The organism is Aeromicrobium choanae, from assembly GCF_900167475.1.
Lineage (GTDB): Bacteria > Actinomycetota > Actinomycetes > Propionibacteriales > Nocardioidaceae > Aeromicrobium > Aeromicrobium choanae.
Genome location: NZ_LT796768.1, coordinates 867,675 through 884,281 on the forward strand (window position 1 = coordinate 867,675; position 16,607 = coordinate 884,281).

The following is a 16,607-nucleotide window of genomic DNA, read 5'->3' on the forward strand; positions in this document are numbered from 1 at the left end:
GTCCTCCCCTCGTCTCACGCGACGTCGCCGGGAGACTCAGAGTGCGTCGTCGTCGGCCCACGCCAGGAACTCGGCGGCCGTCAGCACGGGAGTGCCGTACGCGCGGGCCTTGCGCGCCTTGCCGGACTGGGTCCCGGCCTCCGCGACCACGAGGACGTCGCAGCGCGTCTTGGTGACGGTGGCCACCGGGAGGAGACCGAGGCGGGACGCCAGCTCGCTCATGTCGTCGCGCGAGACGACGCGGCCGTGCCGGCCCAGCGCACTGCCGGAGAAGCAGACCCGCGTCCCCGCGACCAGCACCTCGTCGATCGGCGGGGCCGCCGCGGCGACTGCGTCCACGACCCGCTCGACGAACTCGACGCCCAGTAGCGTCTCGACGATCTGCAGGCGTCGCACCAGCTCAGGTGACAGCCGTGAGGCTCGTGCCGCCGCAGCGGCGAGCCGGTCGGCCACGACCGAACCGGCCGCGATCCGGGCGGCATCGTCGACCGGCACGGGGTCGCCGGAGTGCGTCCCCTCGAGCACCGCGTGGCCCAGCACCCGGCTGACCTCGACGATCGCCGACAGCGTCGCCATCGCCCCCGACCGGGGCACCGGGACATCCCGGTCGCGGCTGAGCAGGTGGCTCGGCTCGTCCTCGACCAGGACGGCGTGCTCGAACGGCGAACCCGGATCCGGGGCCCCGAGCCGCCGGTGGGCCTGCAACGCGGCCGTCGCCCGGTCGAGGGCGCGACCGGAGCGGGCGCCACGACGCTCCTCCTCGGTCAGGTCCGCCCCACGCACCTCCACCCCGATCGGCATCGGGTAGGTGCGCTGCAGACGCTTCAGCTCGAAGTCGATCGTCCCCAGGGTGTCGTCGACGCCGATCCCCACCGGCACGAGACCTTCGAGCAACGGCGCGATCGTCGCCCAGGCCTGCGCGAGGTGGGGCGCCAGCAGGACGTCGTCGGCGCTGATGCCATAGGCCGTCCGGGCCCCGGCGAGGTCGCGCTCGGGGTTGATCAGCGTCGTGATGGCCGTGCCGTCCTCGAAGGCGACCGCGAGCTCGACGGGACGGGGGCGCGAGAAGGTGCCCTCGTCCCCGACGAGGCAGACGGCGATGGCGCAGTGCTGGGCCGGACCGCGCACCGTCGACCGGTGCAGGTGCCGCAGGATCCGCCGGTCGGTCCGCAGGTGCCGCGGCTCGATGGGCCGCTTCAGCACGAGCCCGGCCAGGGAGGTGGCCCTGCTCAGCGCGACGTAGACCTGCCCCGTGGCGAACACCCCGCCCGAGAGATCGACGACGAGGCGGTCCAGCGTCTGGCCCTGGCTCTTGTGGATCGTGATGGCCCACGCCAGCTTGAACGGCAGCTGCGTGAACACCCCCACGACCTCGCTGCTGAGCCGCCCGTCCTCGACCACGGGCCGCAGCACCTCCCAGGCGAACCGGCCCACCTCGGCCCGCGAGCCGTCCGAGAGCTCGACGACGGCTTCGTGCCCTTCGCCCTCGGCCCTGACCTCGACGATGCGCCCGAGCGTGCCGTTGGCCCACCGGTCGAAGGGATCGTTCGTCAGCATCATGACCTGGGCGCCGACCTTGAACGACAGCACACGATCGGTCGGCGGATCAAAGAGCGAGAGGTCGCCCACCTCGCTCGCGACGCTGCGGAACTCCTCCCCCGGCAGCAGGTCGAGGCGCTGTCGGTTCCGAGCGCTGACGATCCGGTTGGACGGCGCGAGCGTGAGCCACAGCTCATCCTCGGGCGGCTCGAAGTCGGGGTCGACCCTGCTGTTGAGCTCGGCCCGGGCCTCGTCGAGCAGCACGCCCTCGCGCACGGCGTTGAGCAGCGAGGTCAGGCGGTCGTCGCCGAGCTGGCGGAACACCGTCGTGAGCGCGACCGTCGGGAAGACGTCGGCGTCGAAGGAGTCGGCGGAGAAGAAGTAGGGCGTCTCGTACCTCGTCGCGAAGTAGACGTCCAGCGAGTCCGGCACCACGGGCGGCAGCTGCAGGAGGTCTCCCACCAGGACGACCTGGACCCCGCCGAACGGCCGCTCGGGGTGGGGCCCGTACCGCTCGAGCGCGGCGGCGACCTGGTCGAACAGGTCGGCGCGCACCATCGACGCCTCGTCGATGATCAAGGTCTGCAAGGACTTGAGCGTGCGCGCGAAGCGGCCCGCCCGGTGACGGCCCGAGCGAATGTCCTCGATCGTCGTGGTGCTGAGGAGGCCGAACAGACGGTGGATCGTGTGCCCGCCGACGTTCAGCGCCGCGATGCCCGTGGGCGCCGCGACGACGACCCGTCGATCCGTGTGCTCCATGAAGTGCCGGATGAGCGTGGACTTGCCGGTGCCGGCCTTGCCGGTCAGGAAGAGATTCCCGCCCGACTCCAAGATCTCGAGGGCGCGCGCGAGGTCCTCGGTGATCGTGATCGTCATGGTGCTCGCAGGCTACGACAGGGTCACGACCGACGACGAAGGCCCCGGGCGAGTGCCCGGGGCCTTCGTGTTGACGAGATCGTCAGCAGGGACCGATCAGTGGTTGTGGCCAGCGTGATCGTCGGCCTCGTCGGCCGGCTTGTCCACCACGAGGGTCTCGGTGGTGAGCAGCATGGCCGCGATCGAGGCCGCGTTGGCGAGCGCCGAACGCGTGACCTTGACCGGGTCGAGGATGCCCTGCGCGAGCAGGTCGCCGTACTGGTCGGTGGCCGCGTTGTAGCCCTCACCGGACTCGCGGACCTTCGACACCACGACCTCGCCGGAGACGCCGCCGTTGCGGGCAATCCACTCCAGCGGAGCGTCAGCGCCCTTGCGGACGATGCGCACGCCGATGGCCTCGTCGCCGGACAGGTTCAGGTCCTGGTCCAGCACGCCGACCGCGTGGACCAGCGCCGAGCCACCGCCGGGGACGATGCCCTCCTCGATGGCCGCGCGGGTCGCCGAGACGGCGTCCTCGATGCGGTGCTTCTTCTCCTTGAGCTCGACCTCGGTGGCCGCGCCGACACGGATGACGCAGACGCCACCGGACAGCTTGGCGAGACGCTCCTGGAGCTTCTCGCGATCCCACTCGGAGTCGGTCTGCTCGAACTCGGCCTTGATCTGGGCCACGCGGCCCTCGACCTCGGCCTGCTCGCCGCCGCCGTCGATGATCGTCGTGTCGTCCTTCGTGACGACGACGCGACGCGCGGTGCCGAGGACCTCCAGGCCGACCTGGTCGAGCTTGAGGCCGACGTCGGTGGTGACGACCGTCGCGCCCGTGAGGGTCGCGATGTCCTGCAGCATCGCCTTGCGGCGATCACCGAAGGCCGGCGCCTTGACCGCGACGGACGTGAACGTGCCGCGGATCTTGTTCACCACGATCGTGGACAGGGCCTCGCCCTCGATGTCCTCGGCGATGATGAACAGGCTCTTGCCCGACTGGACGACCTTCTCCAGCAGCGGCAGGAGGTCGGCGACGGCCGAGATCTTGCCCTGGTTCACGAGGATGTAGGGGTCGTCGAGGACAGACTCCATGCGCTCGGTGTCGGTGACCATGTAGGGCGACAGGTAGCCCTTGTCGAACTGCATGCCCTCGGTGAACTCGAGGTCGGTGCCCATGGTGTTGGACTCCTCGACGGTGATGACACCGTCCTTGCCGACCTTGTCGAACGCCTCGGCGATGAGCTCGCCGATGACCGAGTCGCGGCTCGAGACCGTGGCGACGGCCGACATGTCCTTGACCGAGTCGACGGCGCGGGCGCGCGAGTGCAGCTCGTTCGTGACCGCCTCGACGGCAGCCTCGATGCCCTTCTTCAGGCCGACCGGGTTCGAGCCGGCCGCGACGGCACGCAGGCCCTCGTGGACCATGGCCTGGGCCAGCACCGTGGCGGTCGTCGTGCCGTCACCGGCGACGTCGTTCGTCTTGGTGGCGACTTCCTTGGCCAGCTGGGCGCCGAGGTTCTCGAACGGGTCGTCCAGCTCGATCTCACGCGCGACGGACACGCCGTCGTTCGTGATCGTGGGGGCGCCCCACTTCTTGTCCAGGACGACGTAACGGCCCTTGGGGCCGAGGGTGACCTTGACGGTGTCGGCGAGCTTGTCGACACCGCGTTCGAGGGCGCGGCGTGCGTCCTCGTCGAATTCCAGAATCTTGGGCACGAGTGCTCCCTAACGGTTGGCTGGGTGGACTCAGGCGATGACGGCGAGGACGTCGCGGGCGTTGAGGATGAGGAACTCCTCGCCGCCGTGCTTGACCTCGGTGCCGCCGTACTTGCTGAAGAGCACCTTGTCGCCGACGGCCACGTCGACGGGGATGCGCTCGCCGCTGTCGCTGACGCGACCGGGGCCGACGGCCACGACCTCGCCCTCCTGCGGCTTCTCCTTGGCGGTGTCGGGGATGACGAGACCCGACGCGGTGGTCTGCTCGGCCTCTCCGGCCTTGATGACGATGCGATCTTCGAGCGGCTTGATGGTGACCGACACTGGTCGACCTCCCCTTTCGGATGAGTAACGTTCGGTTGGCACTCACTCAGTGGGAGTGCCAGTTGTCAGCCTAGCACCGGCTGGCACTCGACCAAACGGAGTGCCAGACCCGAGGGTGGGGCGACGCCCGGTGGCAGACTCTGGCGCGTGGATGCGCAGACCTTCGCCGAACTGAAGGCCCCCGCCGGGCAGGCGCTGCTGGCACAGGTGGCGCAGGCTGCGGGGCGCGAGTCCGATCTCGCGCTCGGCACGCGGCTGCGGCGCGACCACCCGGCCGAGCTCGTCGCGGCGGCCGTCACCCAGCACCACCTCCGACGGCGCGCGGTCACGAAGTTCGGGGCGGACGCCGAGCTCCTCTACTTCACCCCCGACGCCCTCGAGCAGTCCACGCGTGCACCCGTGGCCGCGCACCGGGCCGCCCGGCTGGCCGCTCTCGGGGCGCGTCGCGTGGTCGACCTCGGCTGCGGCATCGGCGGCGACCTGATCGCCGGGGCCCGGGCCGGCCTCGAGGTGCGCGGCGTCGAGCTCGACCCCGTGCGCGCCGCGATCGCGCGGGCCAACCTGGCGGCCCTCGGCCTCGCCGGGACGGTCGAGGTGGGCGATGCCACGACGACGCCCATCGCCGTCGACGAGGTCGCGTTCGTCGATCCCGCGCGACGCGACGGCGCCGGCCGCACGTTCCGGCTCGACGCGCTCGTGCCGGCCTGGGACTTCGTCACGGGCCTGCTCGAGGGTCGCGCGGTGGCCAAGGTGATGCCGGGCATCGCCCACGACGCCGTCCCGCCGGGCGTGCAGGCCGAGTGGGTCTCGCACGGCGGCGACCTCGTCGAGGCGAGCCTGTGGGGCGCCGGGTTCGACCAGGACTCCGCCCGCCGCGCCACCGTGCTCCCGAGCGGCGACACGCTCGTGGGCCGCGGCGCCGAGGCCTTGGTCGGCGAGGTCCTCTCCCACCTCGTCGAGCCGGACGACGCCGTGATCCGGGCCGGTCTCGTGGCCGAGCTCGCCGAGGATCTCGACGGCCACCTCCTCGACCCCCGCATCGCGTGGATCACCACGGACTCCCCCGACGCTGCACCGTTCGGTCGCGCGTTCCGCGTCGTCGAGGAACTGCCCTTCCGCGAGAAGCAGCTGCGCGCCGCCCTGCGCGAGCGCGACATCGGGACCCTCACGATCAAGAAGCGCGGCGTCGACGTCGTGCCCGAGCGGCTCGTGGCCCGCCTCAAGCTCACCGGGTCCCGCACCGCCACGGTCGTGCTGACCCGCGTGGCCGACGAGGCCCGCGCCTTCCTGGTGGAGCGGCAGCGCTGAGCGTGACGTTCGCGGCGTCGACACGCCGGCGAGCACCCCGGGAACGTCACTGCCAGCGATGCCCCGGCGCGCGGTAGCGTCGGGCCATGGCAGGGCGCGTGGACCTCAACGTCGACCTCGGCGAGTCGCCCGAGCGGTGGGCGTCCGGCGAGGACGAGCGACTGCTCCCCCTCGTGACGAGTGCGAACGTCTGCTGCGGCGCGTACGCCGGCGACGACGACCTGATCCGTGCGACGTGCGAGGCCGCGGTCGAGCACGGCGTCGCGATCGGGGCGCAGGTGGGCTACCGCGACCGCGAGGGATTCGGCCGCCGGTTCGTGGACCTGCCGCCCCGTGACCTCGTGGACGAGGTCCGGCGCCAGCTCGACCACCTGCGCGAGCTCGCGGACCGCGCCGGTGGGCTGGTCACCTACCTGAAGCCCCATGGCGCGCTCTACCACCGGATCGGTCACGATCCCCACCAGGCCGAGGCCGTCGTCGAGGCACTGCTGGCCGACGGGACGCCCCTGCCCCTCGTGGGCATGCCCGGGTCGATCGCGCTCGAGATGGCCGCGGACTCCGGCATCCACGTGGTGCACGAGGGCTTCGCCGATCGCGCGTACACCTCCGAGGGCGGCCTCGTGCCGCGCGATCAGCCGGGTGCCGTGCTGACGGATCCCGCGGAGGCGGCCGCCCAGGCCCTCGGGCTCGTGGGATCGGTGGACTCGCTGTGCGTGCACAGCGACAGCCCGGGTGCCGAGCGCCTCCTGCGTCACGTGCGCGGCGTCCTCGTGGAGCACCGCGTCGAGATCGAGCCCTTCCACTGAGATGAGGATCCTGCCCTGCGGCGATCGCGCCGTGCTGCTCGACTGCGCGGACGCCGACGAGGCCCGCCGCTGGCATGCCGCGCTGCGCGACCGCGGCGCGACGCTCGGCGCGACCACCGTGCTGCTGCGAGGACGGCCCGAGGAGCTGCGCTCGCTCGTCGGCGCCACGACCCCTGCCGACCTGGCCGCCGTCGCCGGGGCCGCGGTGGAGATCCCGGTCGTCTACGATGGACCCGACCTCGAGGCCGTCGCGCGGCACTGCGGACTCGACCCGGCCGAGGTCGTGCGCCGTCACGGCGCGTCGCCGTGGACGGTGGCGTTCGCCGGCTTCGCACCCGGCTTCGCCTACCTGACCGGGGGCGACCCCCGCCTCGAGGTCCCGCGGCTCGACCGGCCCCGGCCCCGGGTGGAGCCGGGCTCGGTGGGCCTGGCCGGCCGGTTCAGCGGCGTCTACCCGCGGGCGTCCCCGGGCGGCTGGCGGCTCATCGGCCGCACCGACGCGCCGCTGTGGGACCTCGAGCGCGCCGACCCGGCACTGCTGCACCCGGGCGACACCGTCCGGTTCGTCGAGGTGTCGCGATGAGCCTGCGCGTGCTGGAGCCGGGCGCGCTGAGCCTGGTGCAGGACCTCGGACGCCCCGGGCTGGGCGACCTCGGCGTGGGCCCGTCGGGGGCGTTCGACCGTCGCGCCCTGCGCACCGCGAACCACCTCGTCGGAAACCCCGGCGACGCGGCCGTGGTGGAGGCCCTCGGCGGCGGCCTCGCGCTCGTCGCCAGCGCGGCGCACGTGGTCGCGGTGACGGGCGCGGCCGGCCCGCTGACCGTCGACGGCCGGCCCGTCGACTCGGGTCGTCCGCTCGCCCTGAAGCGCGGCGACGTGCTCCGGCTCGGTGCGCCGGTCGCCGGCCTGCGCTGGACGGTCGCCGTAGCGGGCGGGGTCGCGGTGCCTTCGGTCCTGCGCAGCCGCTCCCACGACACGCTCGCCTCGCTGGGTCCGGCGGCCCTGGCGGCCGGCGACGAGCTCGCGGTGGGTCCTCCCGCCGGCGCCGTCTCGCTCGAGAGCCTGCCGCCCTTCCTGCCCACCGGCGAGGTGGTGGTCCGGGTCGTGCTGGGCCCGCGCGACGACTGGTTCACCCCCGCGGCCGTCGCGACGCTGCTCTCGACCGGGTGGGGCGTCGACCCGGTCTCGGACCGCATCGGCGTGAGGCTCGAAGGGCCCGCGCTCGACCGTGCGCGCGACGGGGAGTTGGAGAGCGAGCCGGTGGTGCGCGGCAGCATCCAGGTGACCACCTCGGGACGTCCGGTGGTGCTCGGCCCGGACCATCCTGTCACCGGCGGCTACCCCGTGATCGGCGTGGTCCTCGACGCCGACACCGACGTGCTCGCGCAGCTGCGGCCGGGTGACACGCTGCGCTTCCGGCGCCACCGCGCCTGACGCCCGCCCGCCCGTCGCTGGCCCCGCCGTCCGCCGAGTGGCGCAAACCGGGGTCGGGCGGTCAGGCGGCGACGATGCGGGTGACCGGCAGGCTGGAGTCGACGGCGAGGTCGAGCGAGGACGGGGCGATGCCGCGGCGGACGACCTCGGCGCCGAGCGCCGCCACCATCGCGCCGTTGTCGGTGCACAGCGAGGCCTTCGGGATCCGGACCTCGACGCCGGCCTTCTCGGCGCGCTCGAGGACGAAGTGGCGCAGGCGGCCGTTCGCGGCCACGCCCCCGCCCAGGATCAGCCGGGGGACGTCGTGCTCGAGGCACGCCTTGATCGCCTTGCGGCTCAGCACGTCGCAGACGGCGTCCTGGAACGAGGCCGCCACGTCGGCCACGGCGACCGGCCGCTGCATCCGCTGCTCGTGCTGCACGTGGCGCGCGACCGCGCTCTTGAGGCCGGAGAAGGAGAAGTCCCAGCGGTACCGCTCGAGGTCGCGCCCGGTGGTCAGGCCGCGCGGGAACGGGATCGCGGTGGGGTCGCCGTCGCGCGCCACCTTGTCGATCTCGGGGCCGCCGGGGTACGGCAGGCCGAGCAGCCGGGCGACCTTGTCGAAGGCCTCGCCGGCCGCGTCGTCGATCGTGCCGCCGAGCAGCGTGATGTCGGTGGCGATGTCGTTGACCAGCAGCAGCTCGGTGTGGCCGCCGCTGACCAGCAGCGCGATCGACGGCTCGGTGTACCGGCCGTGCTCGAGCTGGTCCACCGCGACGTGCGCCGCCAGGTGGTTGACCCCGTAGAGCGGCTTGTCGTGTGCCAGCGCGAGAGCCTTCGCCGCGGCGACCCCGACGAGCAGCGCGCCGGTGAGGCCCGGACCGCTCGTGACCGCGATCGCGTCGACGTCGCGCACGTCGACGCCGGCCTGCTCGTAGGCCTGCTCGAGCGTGGGGACCATCGCCTCCAGGTGCGCCCGGCTGGCGACCTCGGGGACGACCCCTCCGAAGCGCACGTGCTCCTCGACGCTGGACGCGACCGCGTGCGCCAGCAGGGTGGTGCCTCGCACGATGCCGACACCGGTCTCGTCGCAGGAGGACTCGATGCCCAGCACCAGCGGTTCGCTCACCGGTCCATTGTGCCGTGGGCGAGGAAGCGCCGTGCCGTCGGCCGCGGGCTCAGTCGCGTGCCGCGCGCTTGGCGTCGCGGGCGGCCCTCTCCTCGAGGTCGAGGCGGCGGGCCTCGTCGGGGGTGGGCGCGGTGCCGCCGTAGCGGGCCGGCGCCCACCACTGACCCTCGGGCGACACGGGGTACTCGCGGATCGCCCGGTCGAGCAGGGCGGTCAGCGACTCGTGCAGCAGGGCCGTCTCGGCGACCGGGTCCTCGCCCGTCACCGGGATCGGCTCACCGACGTGGAGCGCGATCGTCTTGCCGCGGCCCCACAGGTCGGCCTCGTGGTCCTTCGTCTTGAGCAGCTGAGTGCCCCACACGACCATCGGGATGAGCGGCACACCGCCCTCCGCGGCGGCGCGAACCGCTCCGGTCTTGATCTCCTTGACCTCCATCGACCGGCTGATCGTGGCCTCGGGGAAGATGCCGACGATCTCGCCGCGCCGGGCGTACTCGGCGGCCTCGTGCAGCGACGCCTCGCCCTGGGCCCGGTCGACCGGGATGTGGTGCATCGAGCGCATGAGCGGTCCGGAGACCTTGTGCTCGAACGCCTCCTTCTTGGCCATGAAGCGCACGAGCCGCCCCGCGGGCTGGGCGGCCAGACCGTTGAAGATGAAGTCGACGTAGCTGACGTGGTTGGAGGCCAGGATGGCGCCGCCCTCACGCGGGACGTGCTCGGTGCCGGACGTCTGGAAGCTGATGCCCAGGACCCGAAAGAGCGTCTTGGCCGTGCCGATGATGGGCGGGTACGTCACGTCGCGCATGCGTGAACCCTAGTGCACGCGCGTTCACCGATGCGGCTCCTCGTCACTCCTCCTCGACGACGTGGACCGCGGCCTCCTCGGCACTCGCACCGGCGCCGTCGATGCCGACGTCGTCACCGACGAGCTCGGACACGTGGTCGACGCCGTTGCCGCCCTCGGGATCGACGAGGCGGCCCGAGCGACGACCTCCGACCTCGCCGTCGTCGAGGTCCTCCTCGCTCCACTCGGAGTCGGGGTCGAGGTCAGGCTCCTCCTGCGAGAGGCGCTGCTCGAACGACTCGCCCTGGATCTGCTCGTCGACCGTCGTGCCGAATCCCTCGCCGGCCGACCAGCGCTCGGGGGCGGTCAGCCCCTCGTCGAGCGGGTCATGGGTCTCGCGACCGAGCAGCGTGTCCTGGTCCTGGTCCTGGCTCAGGTACTGGGAAGGGGCCGGGGGCTGGTTGCGCGGATCAGTCATGCCTCCACCTTGCCACGCACCTGGAGCACGCGCCGTTCGTGCCGGCTCAGTCCGCGCCGGGCTCGCGAGCGGGGTTGGACTGGCTCACCGAGCGCCTCAGCAGGACCGCCACGACCACCACGACGAGCAGCACGAACAGCCACGCGAGACGCTCGGATCCGCCCGTGAAGACAGCGAGGAACGCACTCATCCCGATCGTCGACCAGATGGTCGCCCAGATCACCGCGCCGGGCACCAGACCGGTCAGGTAGCGCGGGAACGACATGCGCGCGAGGCCCGCTCCGAGGTTCACGGCGGTCTGCGCGCCGACCGTGAAGAAGCTCACGGTGACGGCCGGAGGACCCCACCGCTCGACCTGGCGCATGGCGGCCAGGACGCGGGGTCCGGGCTCACGCTCGCGCAGCATCCCGGCGGCGATCGCGCGCCCGATCCCGTAGGTGGCGCCGGCGCGCAGCAGCACGATGACGAAGAACGTCAGCCACGCCCAGAACCACGGCCACGCGCGGATGGAGTCGAGCACCTCGCTCACGGCGTCACCGCCGAGGAGAAACGACGATCCGACGGCGACGCCGTGAGGCGTCCCTCGTTCGCTCGCTGGCGCTCGCTCACATGAGACTCCGCTCCATGAGCACGGCGTCCGCACCCGAGCGGTAGTAGCCGCGTCGGCGGCCGGTCTCGTGGTACCCGGCGCGCCGGTAGAGCGCGAGCGCGGCCTCGTTGTCGTTGGCGACCTCGAGCAGGAGCCGCTCGGCGCCGCGCGCGCGGGCGGCGTCCTGCACGGCCTCGAGCAGCTGCGAGCCCACGCCCTGCCGTCGCGATCCCAGGCCCACGGCGATGCGCATGAGCTCGGCGTCGGGGGCGAACATCCGGATCGAGGCGTAGCCGCGGACGCCGAACTCGTCGACGAGCGCCAGGACGATCCGGTCGCCCACCAGCTCGTCGCGGACCTGGGCGGACGACCACGCGTCGCGGCCGAAGCTCGCGTTCTCGATCGACTCCAGCGTGTCGAGGTCACGCAGGCCCGCGGACCGGATCATGCCAGCTTGGGCGCGACCTGAGGCATCGCGTCGGGTCGGCGCAGGTACAGCGGCTCGAGAGGGAGCTCGGCGGCCATCCCGCCGGCGACGAGGCCGGCCAGGGCCGCGGCCGACGGGTCGAGCGGCGCACCCTCGACCGCCGCGAGCCGGTCGGCGTACAGCACTCCCCCGCGGCCCACCACGGGCAGCCCGAGCGCGGCGACGGTGTCGGGGTAGTCGACGTCGGGTCCGGTGATGCGCACGCCGTCGGCGCGGAAGCGGCCCCAGTAGACCTCCTTGCGTCGAGCGTCCGTGGCCACGACGAAGTCGGTGTCGAAGCGGCCCGCGACCTCGGCGGCGAGGATGTCCAGCGAGCACACGCCGTGCGTGGCCAGGCCGAGGGTCTGACCCAGCGAGAGCGCGGTGACGACCCCGACACGCAGCCCGGTGAAGGGCCCGGGACCGACGCCGACCGCGACGTCAGTGAGGTCGGCGGGAGCCGCCCCGGCTCGCTCCAGCACCGTGCGGATCGCGGGCGCCAGCAGCTCGCCGTGGGCCATGGCGCCCTCCCCCGTGGCCTCGGCGACGACGGACGAGCCGTCATGGAGGGCGACGGAGATCGCCGGGGCGGCGGTGTCGAACGCGAGCAGAAGCACGGGGCCAGCCTAGTTGCGGGACGTCGCTGGGTCCGAACGCGCTCGGCGCGCCGGTCTCAGCCGAGCAGGGCGCTGCGCAGCGGGACCTCGAGCCAGCGGCGGCCGTGGGGGCGGATCGAGACCACGCGCATCTCGTCCGACGGGATGCCGCAGGCCGTGCCGAGCGGGTCCCCGGGACTGGCCGCGCGGGTCTCGATCGAGATCGACAGCCAGCTGTCGGACAGCTGCTCGGCCATCCCCTCGCCCCACTCCACGACCGTCACGGACTCGTCCGTGGTGGCGTCGAGGTCGATGTCGTCGATCTCGGCGGCGTCGCCGAGGCGGTAGGCGTCGACGTGCACGAGCGGCGGGCCGCCCACCTCGCTCGGGTGGGTGCGCGCGATGACGAAGGTCGGGGACGTCACGGGCCCGCGGACGCCGAGGGCCTCGCCGAGACCCTGCGTGAACGTGGTCTTGCCGGCACCGAGGCCGCCGGTCAGCACGAGCAGGTCACCGGCCCCCAGCAGCCCGGCGACGCGCGCCGCGAGGTCGCGCATGGCGTCGGCGTCGGGCACCTCGCGCGCCAGCCACAGGGTCTTGCCCATCTCGATCGTGGGCCCGTCCTGGCGCACCGGCAGGTACAGCCGGTGGTTCCAGAACCGGTAGTTGGCGGGCAGCTCCTCGCGCACGGTGAGCCAGATGCCGTCCATCCCCTGCTCCTCGGCCACGTCCTCGGCGACACCGACCATGACGGACGCGACCCCGCGGTCGCGCCCCAGGGGGTCGACGCTGACGCGCTTCAGGCCGAGCATCCCCGGGCGGGAGCGGTCGAACAGGATCGCGCCCATCGGGTGGCCACGCCGGGTGGCCAGCAGGCCGCCGTCGCGCTCGAGCGAGGCGGCCACCGTCTCGACCGTCTCGTCGCCGGCCGTGGCGGGCGGATCGAGGGGCGGGCGCGCCGCGAAGGCACGGTGGATGACCCCGACGACCTCGGCGGCGCGGTCGGGGCCGACCAGCGTGACGTCGAGCTCGTTCCTCATGCCGCCACCTCCATGGCGCGTTCACTCATGCGATGTCCTTGAGGACGCGCTCGATCGCCTCCGTCACCTGCTCGTGCTCCTCCAGCATCACCATGTGGCCTGCGTCGTTGACCGGCACGAGCTCGGCTCCGGCGATGTGGCGCGCGAGCCAGCGGCTGTGGCTGAACGGCGTCATCACGTCCTTCGTCCCGCACACCACCGAGGTGCGGCAGCGCGAGATCGCGTCCAGTCCGGCCCCGAGGTCGAGCTCGACGAAGTTGTCGTAGAAGTTCAGCACCACCGTGGTGGGGGCGCGCAGGATCATCTCGTCGGCCATGTCGACGACCGACGGCTCGGCGTGAGGCCCGAAAGCCCAGCGGCGGATGATCGAGTAGCTGTTGAACTCGCGGCCCCAGTCCAGCAGCGGGGTGGCGGCCTTCACCAACGGCACGACGAAGCGCAGGCCCGGGCTGCCGCGCATGAGCTTGCCGGCGCTCGTGCTGATCAGCACGACGCCCTTCACCCGGTCGTCGAACAGCTCGGGCTCGAGCTGGGCCAGCTGCATGACGGCCATGCCGCCCATCGAGTGGCCGACGATGACCACGGGGCCCTCGGCCGCGTGCTCGTCGAGCACGCGGCGCAGGTCGTCGGCCATGTCGTGGAGCGAGGAGTTGCGCGGCCCGCTGCGTCCGGAGCGTCCGTGCGACCGCTGCTCCATGAAGACGAGGCGGGCGTGGTCGCGCAGGGCCAGGCGCTGGAAGTGCCAGGTGTCGAGGTCGCACATCCAGCCGTGCACGAAGACGATCGTCGGCGCCGGGCCGTCGTCGACCTCGACGTGGATCGGGACGTCGTCGGCGGCCGAGACGTAGGAGGAGTCGCCGCGGACCGTGCCGAACGCGACCTCCTCGCCACGTTGGAGACGGCGCTGCTCGGTCTTGCGCTTGTTGAGGATCGTCGCGGCGGCACCGGCCACCCCCGCCGCCGCGAAGGCGCCTGCGGTGGCTGCGACACGTCCTGCGACCGATGTCATCGCTCTCCTCGGTAGGTGCGGGACCAGCGCCCGGCGAGGCGCGTGACGATCTCGTAGGCGATCGTTCCGGCGGCGTCCGCCCAGTCTTGCGCGGTGGGCTCGCCGTCGTCGCCGGGCCCGAACACCGTGACCGGATCGCCGATCCGGGCGGGCCGGTCGCCCAGGTCGACGACCAGCTGGTCCATGCAGATCGTCCCACGGACGGGCGCGCGGCCGCCCGCGAACCCCACCTCCGCCCGGTTCGACGCGGTGCGGTGGATGCCCTCGCCGTAGCCGACCGGAACGAGGCCGAGGGTGGTTTCTCGGTCGGCGCTCCAGCGCCATCCGTAGGACACGGAGCTGCCCGCGGGGACCCGTTTGACGTTCGCCAGCACGGTGCGCGCGGTGAGGATCGGGCGCACGTCCGGCACGGGCACCGCGGGGTCCGGGGCGATGCCGTAGCTGGCGATGCCGAGGCGGACGAGGTCGAAGTGCGAGGACGGACGCGTCACGGCGGCGGCGGAGTTCGCGAGGTGCCGCAGGGCCGGATCGACGCCCGCCGCGGCCAGCTGGTCGACGGCGGCCCGGAACACGGCCTCCTGCTGGTCGTTCGCGGGGTGGTCGGGCTCGTCGGCGCTGGCGAAGTGCGACCAGACGCCCGTGACCTCGATCCGGCCCGCGGACTGGAGCCGCGCGGCCGCGGCCACGAGGTCGTCCCACTGGGGGCCGAAGGCGCCGTTGCGCGACAGCCCGGTGTCGACCTTGACCTGGACGCGCGGACGGTCGCCTGCAGCGGCGATGGCCTCGAGCTGGTCGACGCCGGACGCGGTGACCTCCACGTCAGCAGCGATCAGCTCGGCGAACGGCGCACCTGGCACCGCGAGCCAGCACAGCAGCGGGCCGCGGTCGCCGGCGGCACGCAGCTCGAGCGCCTCGGCCGGGGTGGCGACGCCGAGCCAGTCCACCGGGGCCTGCCGGGCCGCGCGCGCGACGGGAACCATCCCGTGTCCGTACGCGTTCGCCTTCACCACGGCCATCTGCAGCGCTCCGGGCGCGTGGGCCCGCAGCGCCGCGAGGTTGGAGCGGTACTGGTCGAGGTCGACGACGAGCTCGGCGTTGGCGCTCACGAAAGATCACCTCCCGCTCGACCTTCGTGACGGGATTCGGTCTGGCGGGCCCGATCCGGGCGAACACTGTCACAGAAGTCGTGGAGGACGGGCCGGAGCTCGCGCGCGACGTCGGAGGCCACGAGAGGGCCGCCGAGGCGCTCGGCGGCGAGCCCGTGCAGCAGCGCGCCCACCGAGCCGGCGTCGAAGGAGTCGAGCCCGGTGGCGAGCAGCGAGCCGATGAACCCCGCCAGCACGTCGCCCGAGCCGGCCGTGCCCAGCCATGGGGTGCCGGTGAGGTTCACCCGCAGGCGCCCGTCGGGAGCGGCGATGACCGTGCGCGGCCCCTTGAGCAGCACCGTGGCGTTCCACCGTGCGGCCGCCTCGCGGGCGTGGCGCAGCGGGTCGGCCTCGACGGCCTCTCGGTCGGTGCCGAGGACCGCGGCGAGCTCGCCGGCGTGCGGCGTCAGGAGGGCGTCGACCTCGAAGGAGTCGGGCAGGTGGTGCAGCGCCGTCGCGTCCACGACCACCGGCACGCCGTCGCCGAGCGCGGCGGCCAGGGGCGCGGGGGTGTCCTCGCCGCCCGACCCGACCACCCAGGCCTGGACCCGGCCGCGGCGGGCGACGATCTCGGGCGCGCGGTCGACGACGCGGCGCGCGAGCTCCTGCGCGCCGACGAAGCGGATCATGCCCGCCGGACCGGCCTGGGCACCCGCGACGCACAGGTGGGCGGCACCGGCGTACTGCGGGGAGCCGGCGCGGACTCCGAGCACGCCACGCGTGTACTTGTGGGCGTCGCGGCCCGGCACGATCGCATCGCGGAACCGGGCACCGTCGCCCGGCCCGAGTGACTCGAGGGCGGGCTCCGCGGCGAGGTCGAGTCCGATGTCGACGACCCGCACGTCGCCGGCCAGGTCGGCCGCCGGACCGGCCAGCAGGCCGTACTTGGCGGTGGCGAAGGTGACCGTGACGTCGGCACGGACCGCGGGCCCGTCGAGCCGGCCGTCGTCGACGCCGATGCCCGACGGCACGTCGACGGCCACCACGAAGGGCCGCTCGCGCTCGATCCACTGCGCCCACGCCGCCGCCGTGCCCTCGAGCCCGGGGCGCGCGCCGATGCCGAAGATCGCGTCGACGACGAAGCGGTGGCCCTCGGGACCCTCGACCACGCGGGCGCCGGCCTCGCGCGCGGCCTCCAGCCCGGCTGCGTGGACCGCCGACGGGTCGAGCAGGCACAGGTTGACCCGCCGGCCCTCGCGGCACCAGTGCGCGGCGGCGAACAGCGCGTCGCCGCCGTTGTTGCCCGGGCCGACCAGGACGACGAGCGGCTCGTGGGCGGGCACGACCTGCGCCACCCGGTGCGCCAGTGCCGTGGCGGCGTGCTGCATGAGGGCGTCCCAGCCCTGCTGGGCGGCGGCGACCTCCTCCGCCGCGCGCACCTGCGCGACGGTGTGGGCGGTCAGCATC

Annotated in this window: 17 protein-coding genes; 4 read left to right on the top strand and 13 right to left on the bottom strand. The window is 73.3% G+C overall.

Annotation, left to right across the window (positions count from 1 at the left end; translation table 11 throughout):
* Positions 1 to 36 precede the first annotated feature (36 nt).
* The 3 genes from B5D60_RS04240 to groES all read right to left on the bottom strand — a co-directional run bounded on the left by B5D60_RS04240 (position 37) and on the right by groES (position 4,437).
* Entirely contained in the window at positions 37 to 2,415 is a 2,379-nt protein-coding gene (locus B5D60_RS04240) for an AAA family ATPase (RefSeq protein ID WP_078698992.1), read from the bottom strand.
* 96 nt (positions 2,416 to 2,511) lie between these two features.
* On the bottom strand, positions 2,512 to 4,113 hold the full coding sequence (gene groL / locus B5D60_RS04245) for a chaperonin GroEL (RefSeq protein WP_078698993.1): 1,602 nt from the start codon (positions 4,111 to 4,113) through the stop codon (positions 2,512 to 2,514).
* Positions 4,114 to 4,143: 30 nt separating this feature from the next.
* Positions 4,144 to 4,437 (bottom strand): co-chaperone GroES, encoded by a 294-nt coding sequence (gene groES, locus B5D60_RS04250; RefSeq protein ID WP_078698994.1) that lies wholly within the window; start codon positions 4,435 to 4,437, stop codon positions 4,144 to 4,146.
* 147 nt (positions 4,438 to 4,584) lie between these two features.
* Between groES and B5D60_RS04255 the strand changes: the two genes are divergently transcribed.
* The 4 genes from B5D60_RS04255 to B5D60_RS04270 all read left to right on the top strand — a co-directional run bounded on the left by B5D60_RS04255 (position 4,585) and on the right by B5D60_RS04270 (position 7,985).
* Positions 4,585 to 5,745, top strand: coding sequence for a class I SAM-dependent methyltransferase (locus B5D60_RS04255; RefSeq protein WP_078698995.1), 1,161 nt, complete (start codon positions 4,585 to 4,587; stop codon positions 5,743 to 5,745).
* A gap of 86 nt (positions 5,746 to 5,831) precedes the next feature.
* Positions 5,832 to 6,551: a LamB/YcsF family protein gene (locus B5D60_RS04260; protein ID WP_078698996.1), complete on the top strand. Its 720-nt coding sequence runs from the start codon at positions 5,832 to 5,834 to the stop codon at positions 6,549 to 6,551.
* 1 nt (position 6,552) lies between these two features.
* Positions 6,553 to 7,134, top strand: a complete 582-nt coding sequence (locus B5D60_RS04265) for a 5-oxoprolinase subunit B family protein (RefSeq protein WP_078698997.1) — start codon at positions 6,553 to 6,555, stop codon at positions 7,132 to 7,134.
* Positions 7,131 to 7,985 carry a 5-oxoprolinase subunit C family protein gene (locus B5D60_RS04270; RefSeq protein WP_078698998.1) on the top strand — a complete coding sequence of 285 codons (855 nt, stop codon included), beginning with the start codon at positions 7,131 to 7,133 and terminating at the stop codon, positions 7,983 to 7,985. The genes B5D60_RS04265 and B5D60_RS04270 overlap by 4 nt, the downstream gene beginning before the upstream one ends.
* A gap of 61 nt (positions 7,986 to 8,046) precedes the next feature.
* On the opposite strand, the gene tsaD is transcribed toward B5D60_RS04270, so the two are convergent.
* The 10 genes from tsaD to B5D60_RS04320 form a co-directional block, all read right to left on the bottom strand.
* Positions 8,047 to 9,093, bottom strand: a complete 1,047-nt coding sequence (tsaD, locus tag B5D60_RS04275; RefSeq protein ID WP_197684401.1) for a tRNA (adenosine(37)-N6)-threonylcarbamoyltransferase complex transferase subunit TsaD — start codon at positions 9,091 to 9,093, stop codon at positions 8,047 to 8,049.
* A 49-nt stretch (positions 9,094 to 9,142) separates the two neighbouring features.
* The gene (locus B5D60_RS04280; RefSeq protein ID WP_078698999.1) at positions 9,143 to 9,898 is read right to left on the bottom strand and encodes a lysophospholipid acyltransferase family protein; all 756 of its coding nucleotides are present in this window, start codon (positions 9,896 to 9,898) and stop codon (positions 9,143 to 9,145) included.
* 43 nt (positions 9,899 to 9,941) lie between these two features.
* A complete protein-coding gene (locus tag B5D60_RS04285) occupies positions 9,942 to 10,355 on the bottom strand; it encodes a DUF5709 domain-containing protein (RefSeq protein WP_078699000.1) in 414 nt (137 codons plus the stop codon).
* A 46-nt stretch (positions 10,356 to 10,401) separates the two neighbouring features.
* Positions 10,402 to 10,884, bottom strand: a complete 483-nt coding sequence (locus B5D60_RS04290) for a DedA family protein (RefSeq protein WP_172806252.1) — start codon at positions 10,882 to 10,884, stop codon at positions 10,402 to 10,404.
* 76 nt (positions 10,885 to 10,960) lie between these two features.
* Entirely contained in the window at positions 10,961 to 11,392 is a 432-nt protein-coding gene (rimI, locus tag B5D60_RS04295) for a ribosomal protein S18-alanine N-acetyltransferase (RefSeq protein ID WP_078699001.1), read from the bottom strand.
* Positions 11,389 to 12,027 carry a tRNA (adenosine(37)-N6)-threonylcarbamoyltransferase complex dimerization subunit type 1 TsaB gene (gene tsaB, locus B5D60_RS04300; protein ID WP_078699002.1) on the bottom strand — a complete coding sequence of 213 codons (639 nt, stop codon included), beginning with the start codon at positions 12,025 to 12,027 and terminating at the stop codon, positions 11,389 to 11,391. The genes rimI and tsaB overlap by 4 nt, the downstream gene beginning before the upstream one ends.
* A gap of 56 nt (positions 12,028 to 12,083) precedes the next feature.
* Positions 12,084 to 13,046 (bottom strand): tRNA (adenosine(37)-N6)-threonylcarbamoyltransferase complex ATPase subunit type 1 TsaE, encoded by a 963-nt coding sequence (gene tsaE / locus B5D60_RS04305; RefSeq protein WP_078699003.1) that lies wholly within the window; start codon positions 13,044 to 13,046, stop codon positions 12,084 to 12,086.
* A gap of 25 nt (positions 13,047 to 13,071) precedes the next feature.
* Complete coding sequence (locus B5D60_RS04310; RefSeq protein WP_078699004.1) at positions 13,072 to 14,055, bottom strand: alpha/beta fold hydrolase; 984 nt, start codon at positions 14,053 to 14,055, stop codon at positions 13,072 to 13,074.
* Complete coding sequence (alr, locus tag B5D60_RS04315) at positions 14,052 to 15,161, bottom strand: alanine racemase (protein ID WP_078699005.1); 1,110 nt, start codon at positions 15,159 to 15,161, stop codon at positions 14,052 to 14,054. The genes B5D60_RS04310 and alr overlap by 4 nt, the downstream gene beginning before the upstream one ends.
* Positions 15,158 to 16,606, bottom strand: coding sequence for an NAD(P)H-hydrate epimerase (locus B5D60_RS04320; RefSeq protein ID WP_078699006.1), 1,449 nt, complete (start codon positions 16,604 to 16,606; stop codon positions 15,158 to 15,160). The genes alr and B5D60_RS04320 overlap by 4 nt, the downstream gene beginning before the upstream one ends.
* Between the last annotated feature and the right edge of the window lies 1 nt (position 16,607).

Bases quoted from the DNA above. Each gene is read 5' to 3' on its own strand.
- B5D60_RS04310 (WP_078699004.1), bottom strand. From the start codon at position 14,055: ATGACATCGGTCGCAGGACGTGTCGCAGCCACCGCAGGCGCCTTCGCG.
- B5D60_RS04270 (WP_078698998.1), top strand. From the start codon at position 7,131: ATGAGCCTGCGCGTGCTGGAGCCGGGCGCGCTGAGCCTGGTGCAGGAC.
- B5D60_RS04265 (WP_078698997.1), top strand. From the start codon at position 6,553: ATGAGGATCCTGCCCTGCGGCGATCGCGCCGTGCTGCTCGACTGCGCG.
- B5D60_RS04320 (WP_078699006.1), bottom strand. From the start codon at position 16,606: ATGCTGACCGCCCACACCGTCGCGCAGGTGCGCGCGGCGGAGGAGGTC.
- tsaE (WP_078699003.1), bottom strand. From the start codon at position 13,046: ATGAGGAACGAGCTCGACGTCACGCTGGTCGGCCCCGACCGCGCCGCC.
- rimI (WP_078699001.1), bottom strand. From the start codon at position 11,392: ATGATCCGGTCCGCGGGCCTGCGTGACCTCGACACGCTGGAGTCGATC.
- B5D60_RS04280 (WP_078698999.1), bottom strand. From the start codon at position 9,898: ATGCGCGACGTGACGTACCCGCCCATCATCGGCACGGCCAAGACGCTC.
- B5D60_RS04240 (WP_078698992.1), bottom strand. From the start codon at position 2,415: ATGACGATCACGATCACCGAGGACCTCGCGCGCGCCCTCGAGATCTTG.
- B5D60_RS04285 (WP_078699000.1), bottom strand. From the start codon at position 10,355: ATGACTGATCCGCGCAACCAGCCCCCGGCCCCTTCCCAGTACCTGAGC.
- B5D60_RS04260 (WP_078698996.1), top strand. From the start codon at position 5,832: ATGGCAGGGCGCGTGGACCTCAACGTCGACCTCGGCGAGTCGCCCGAG.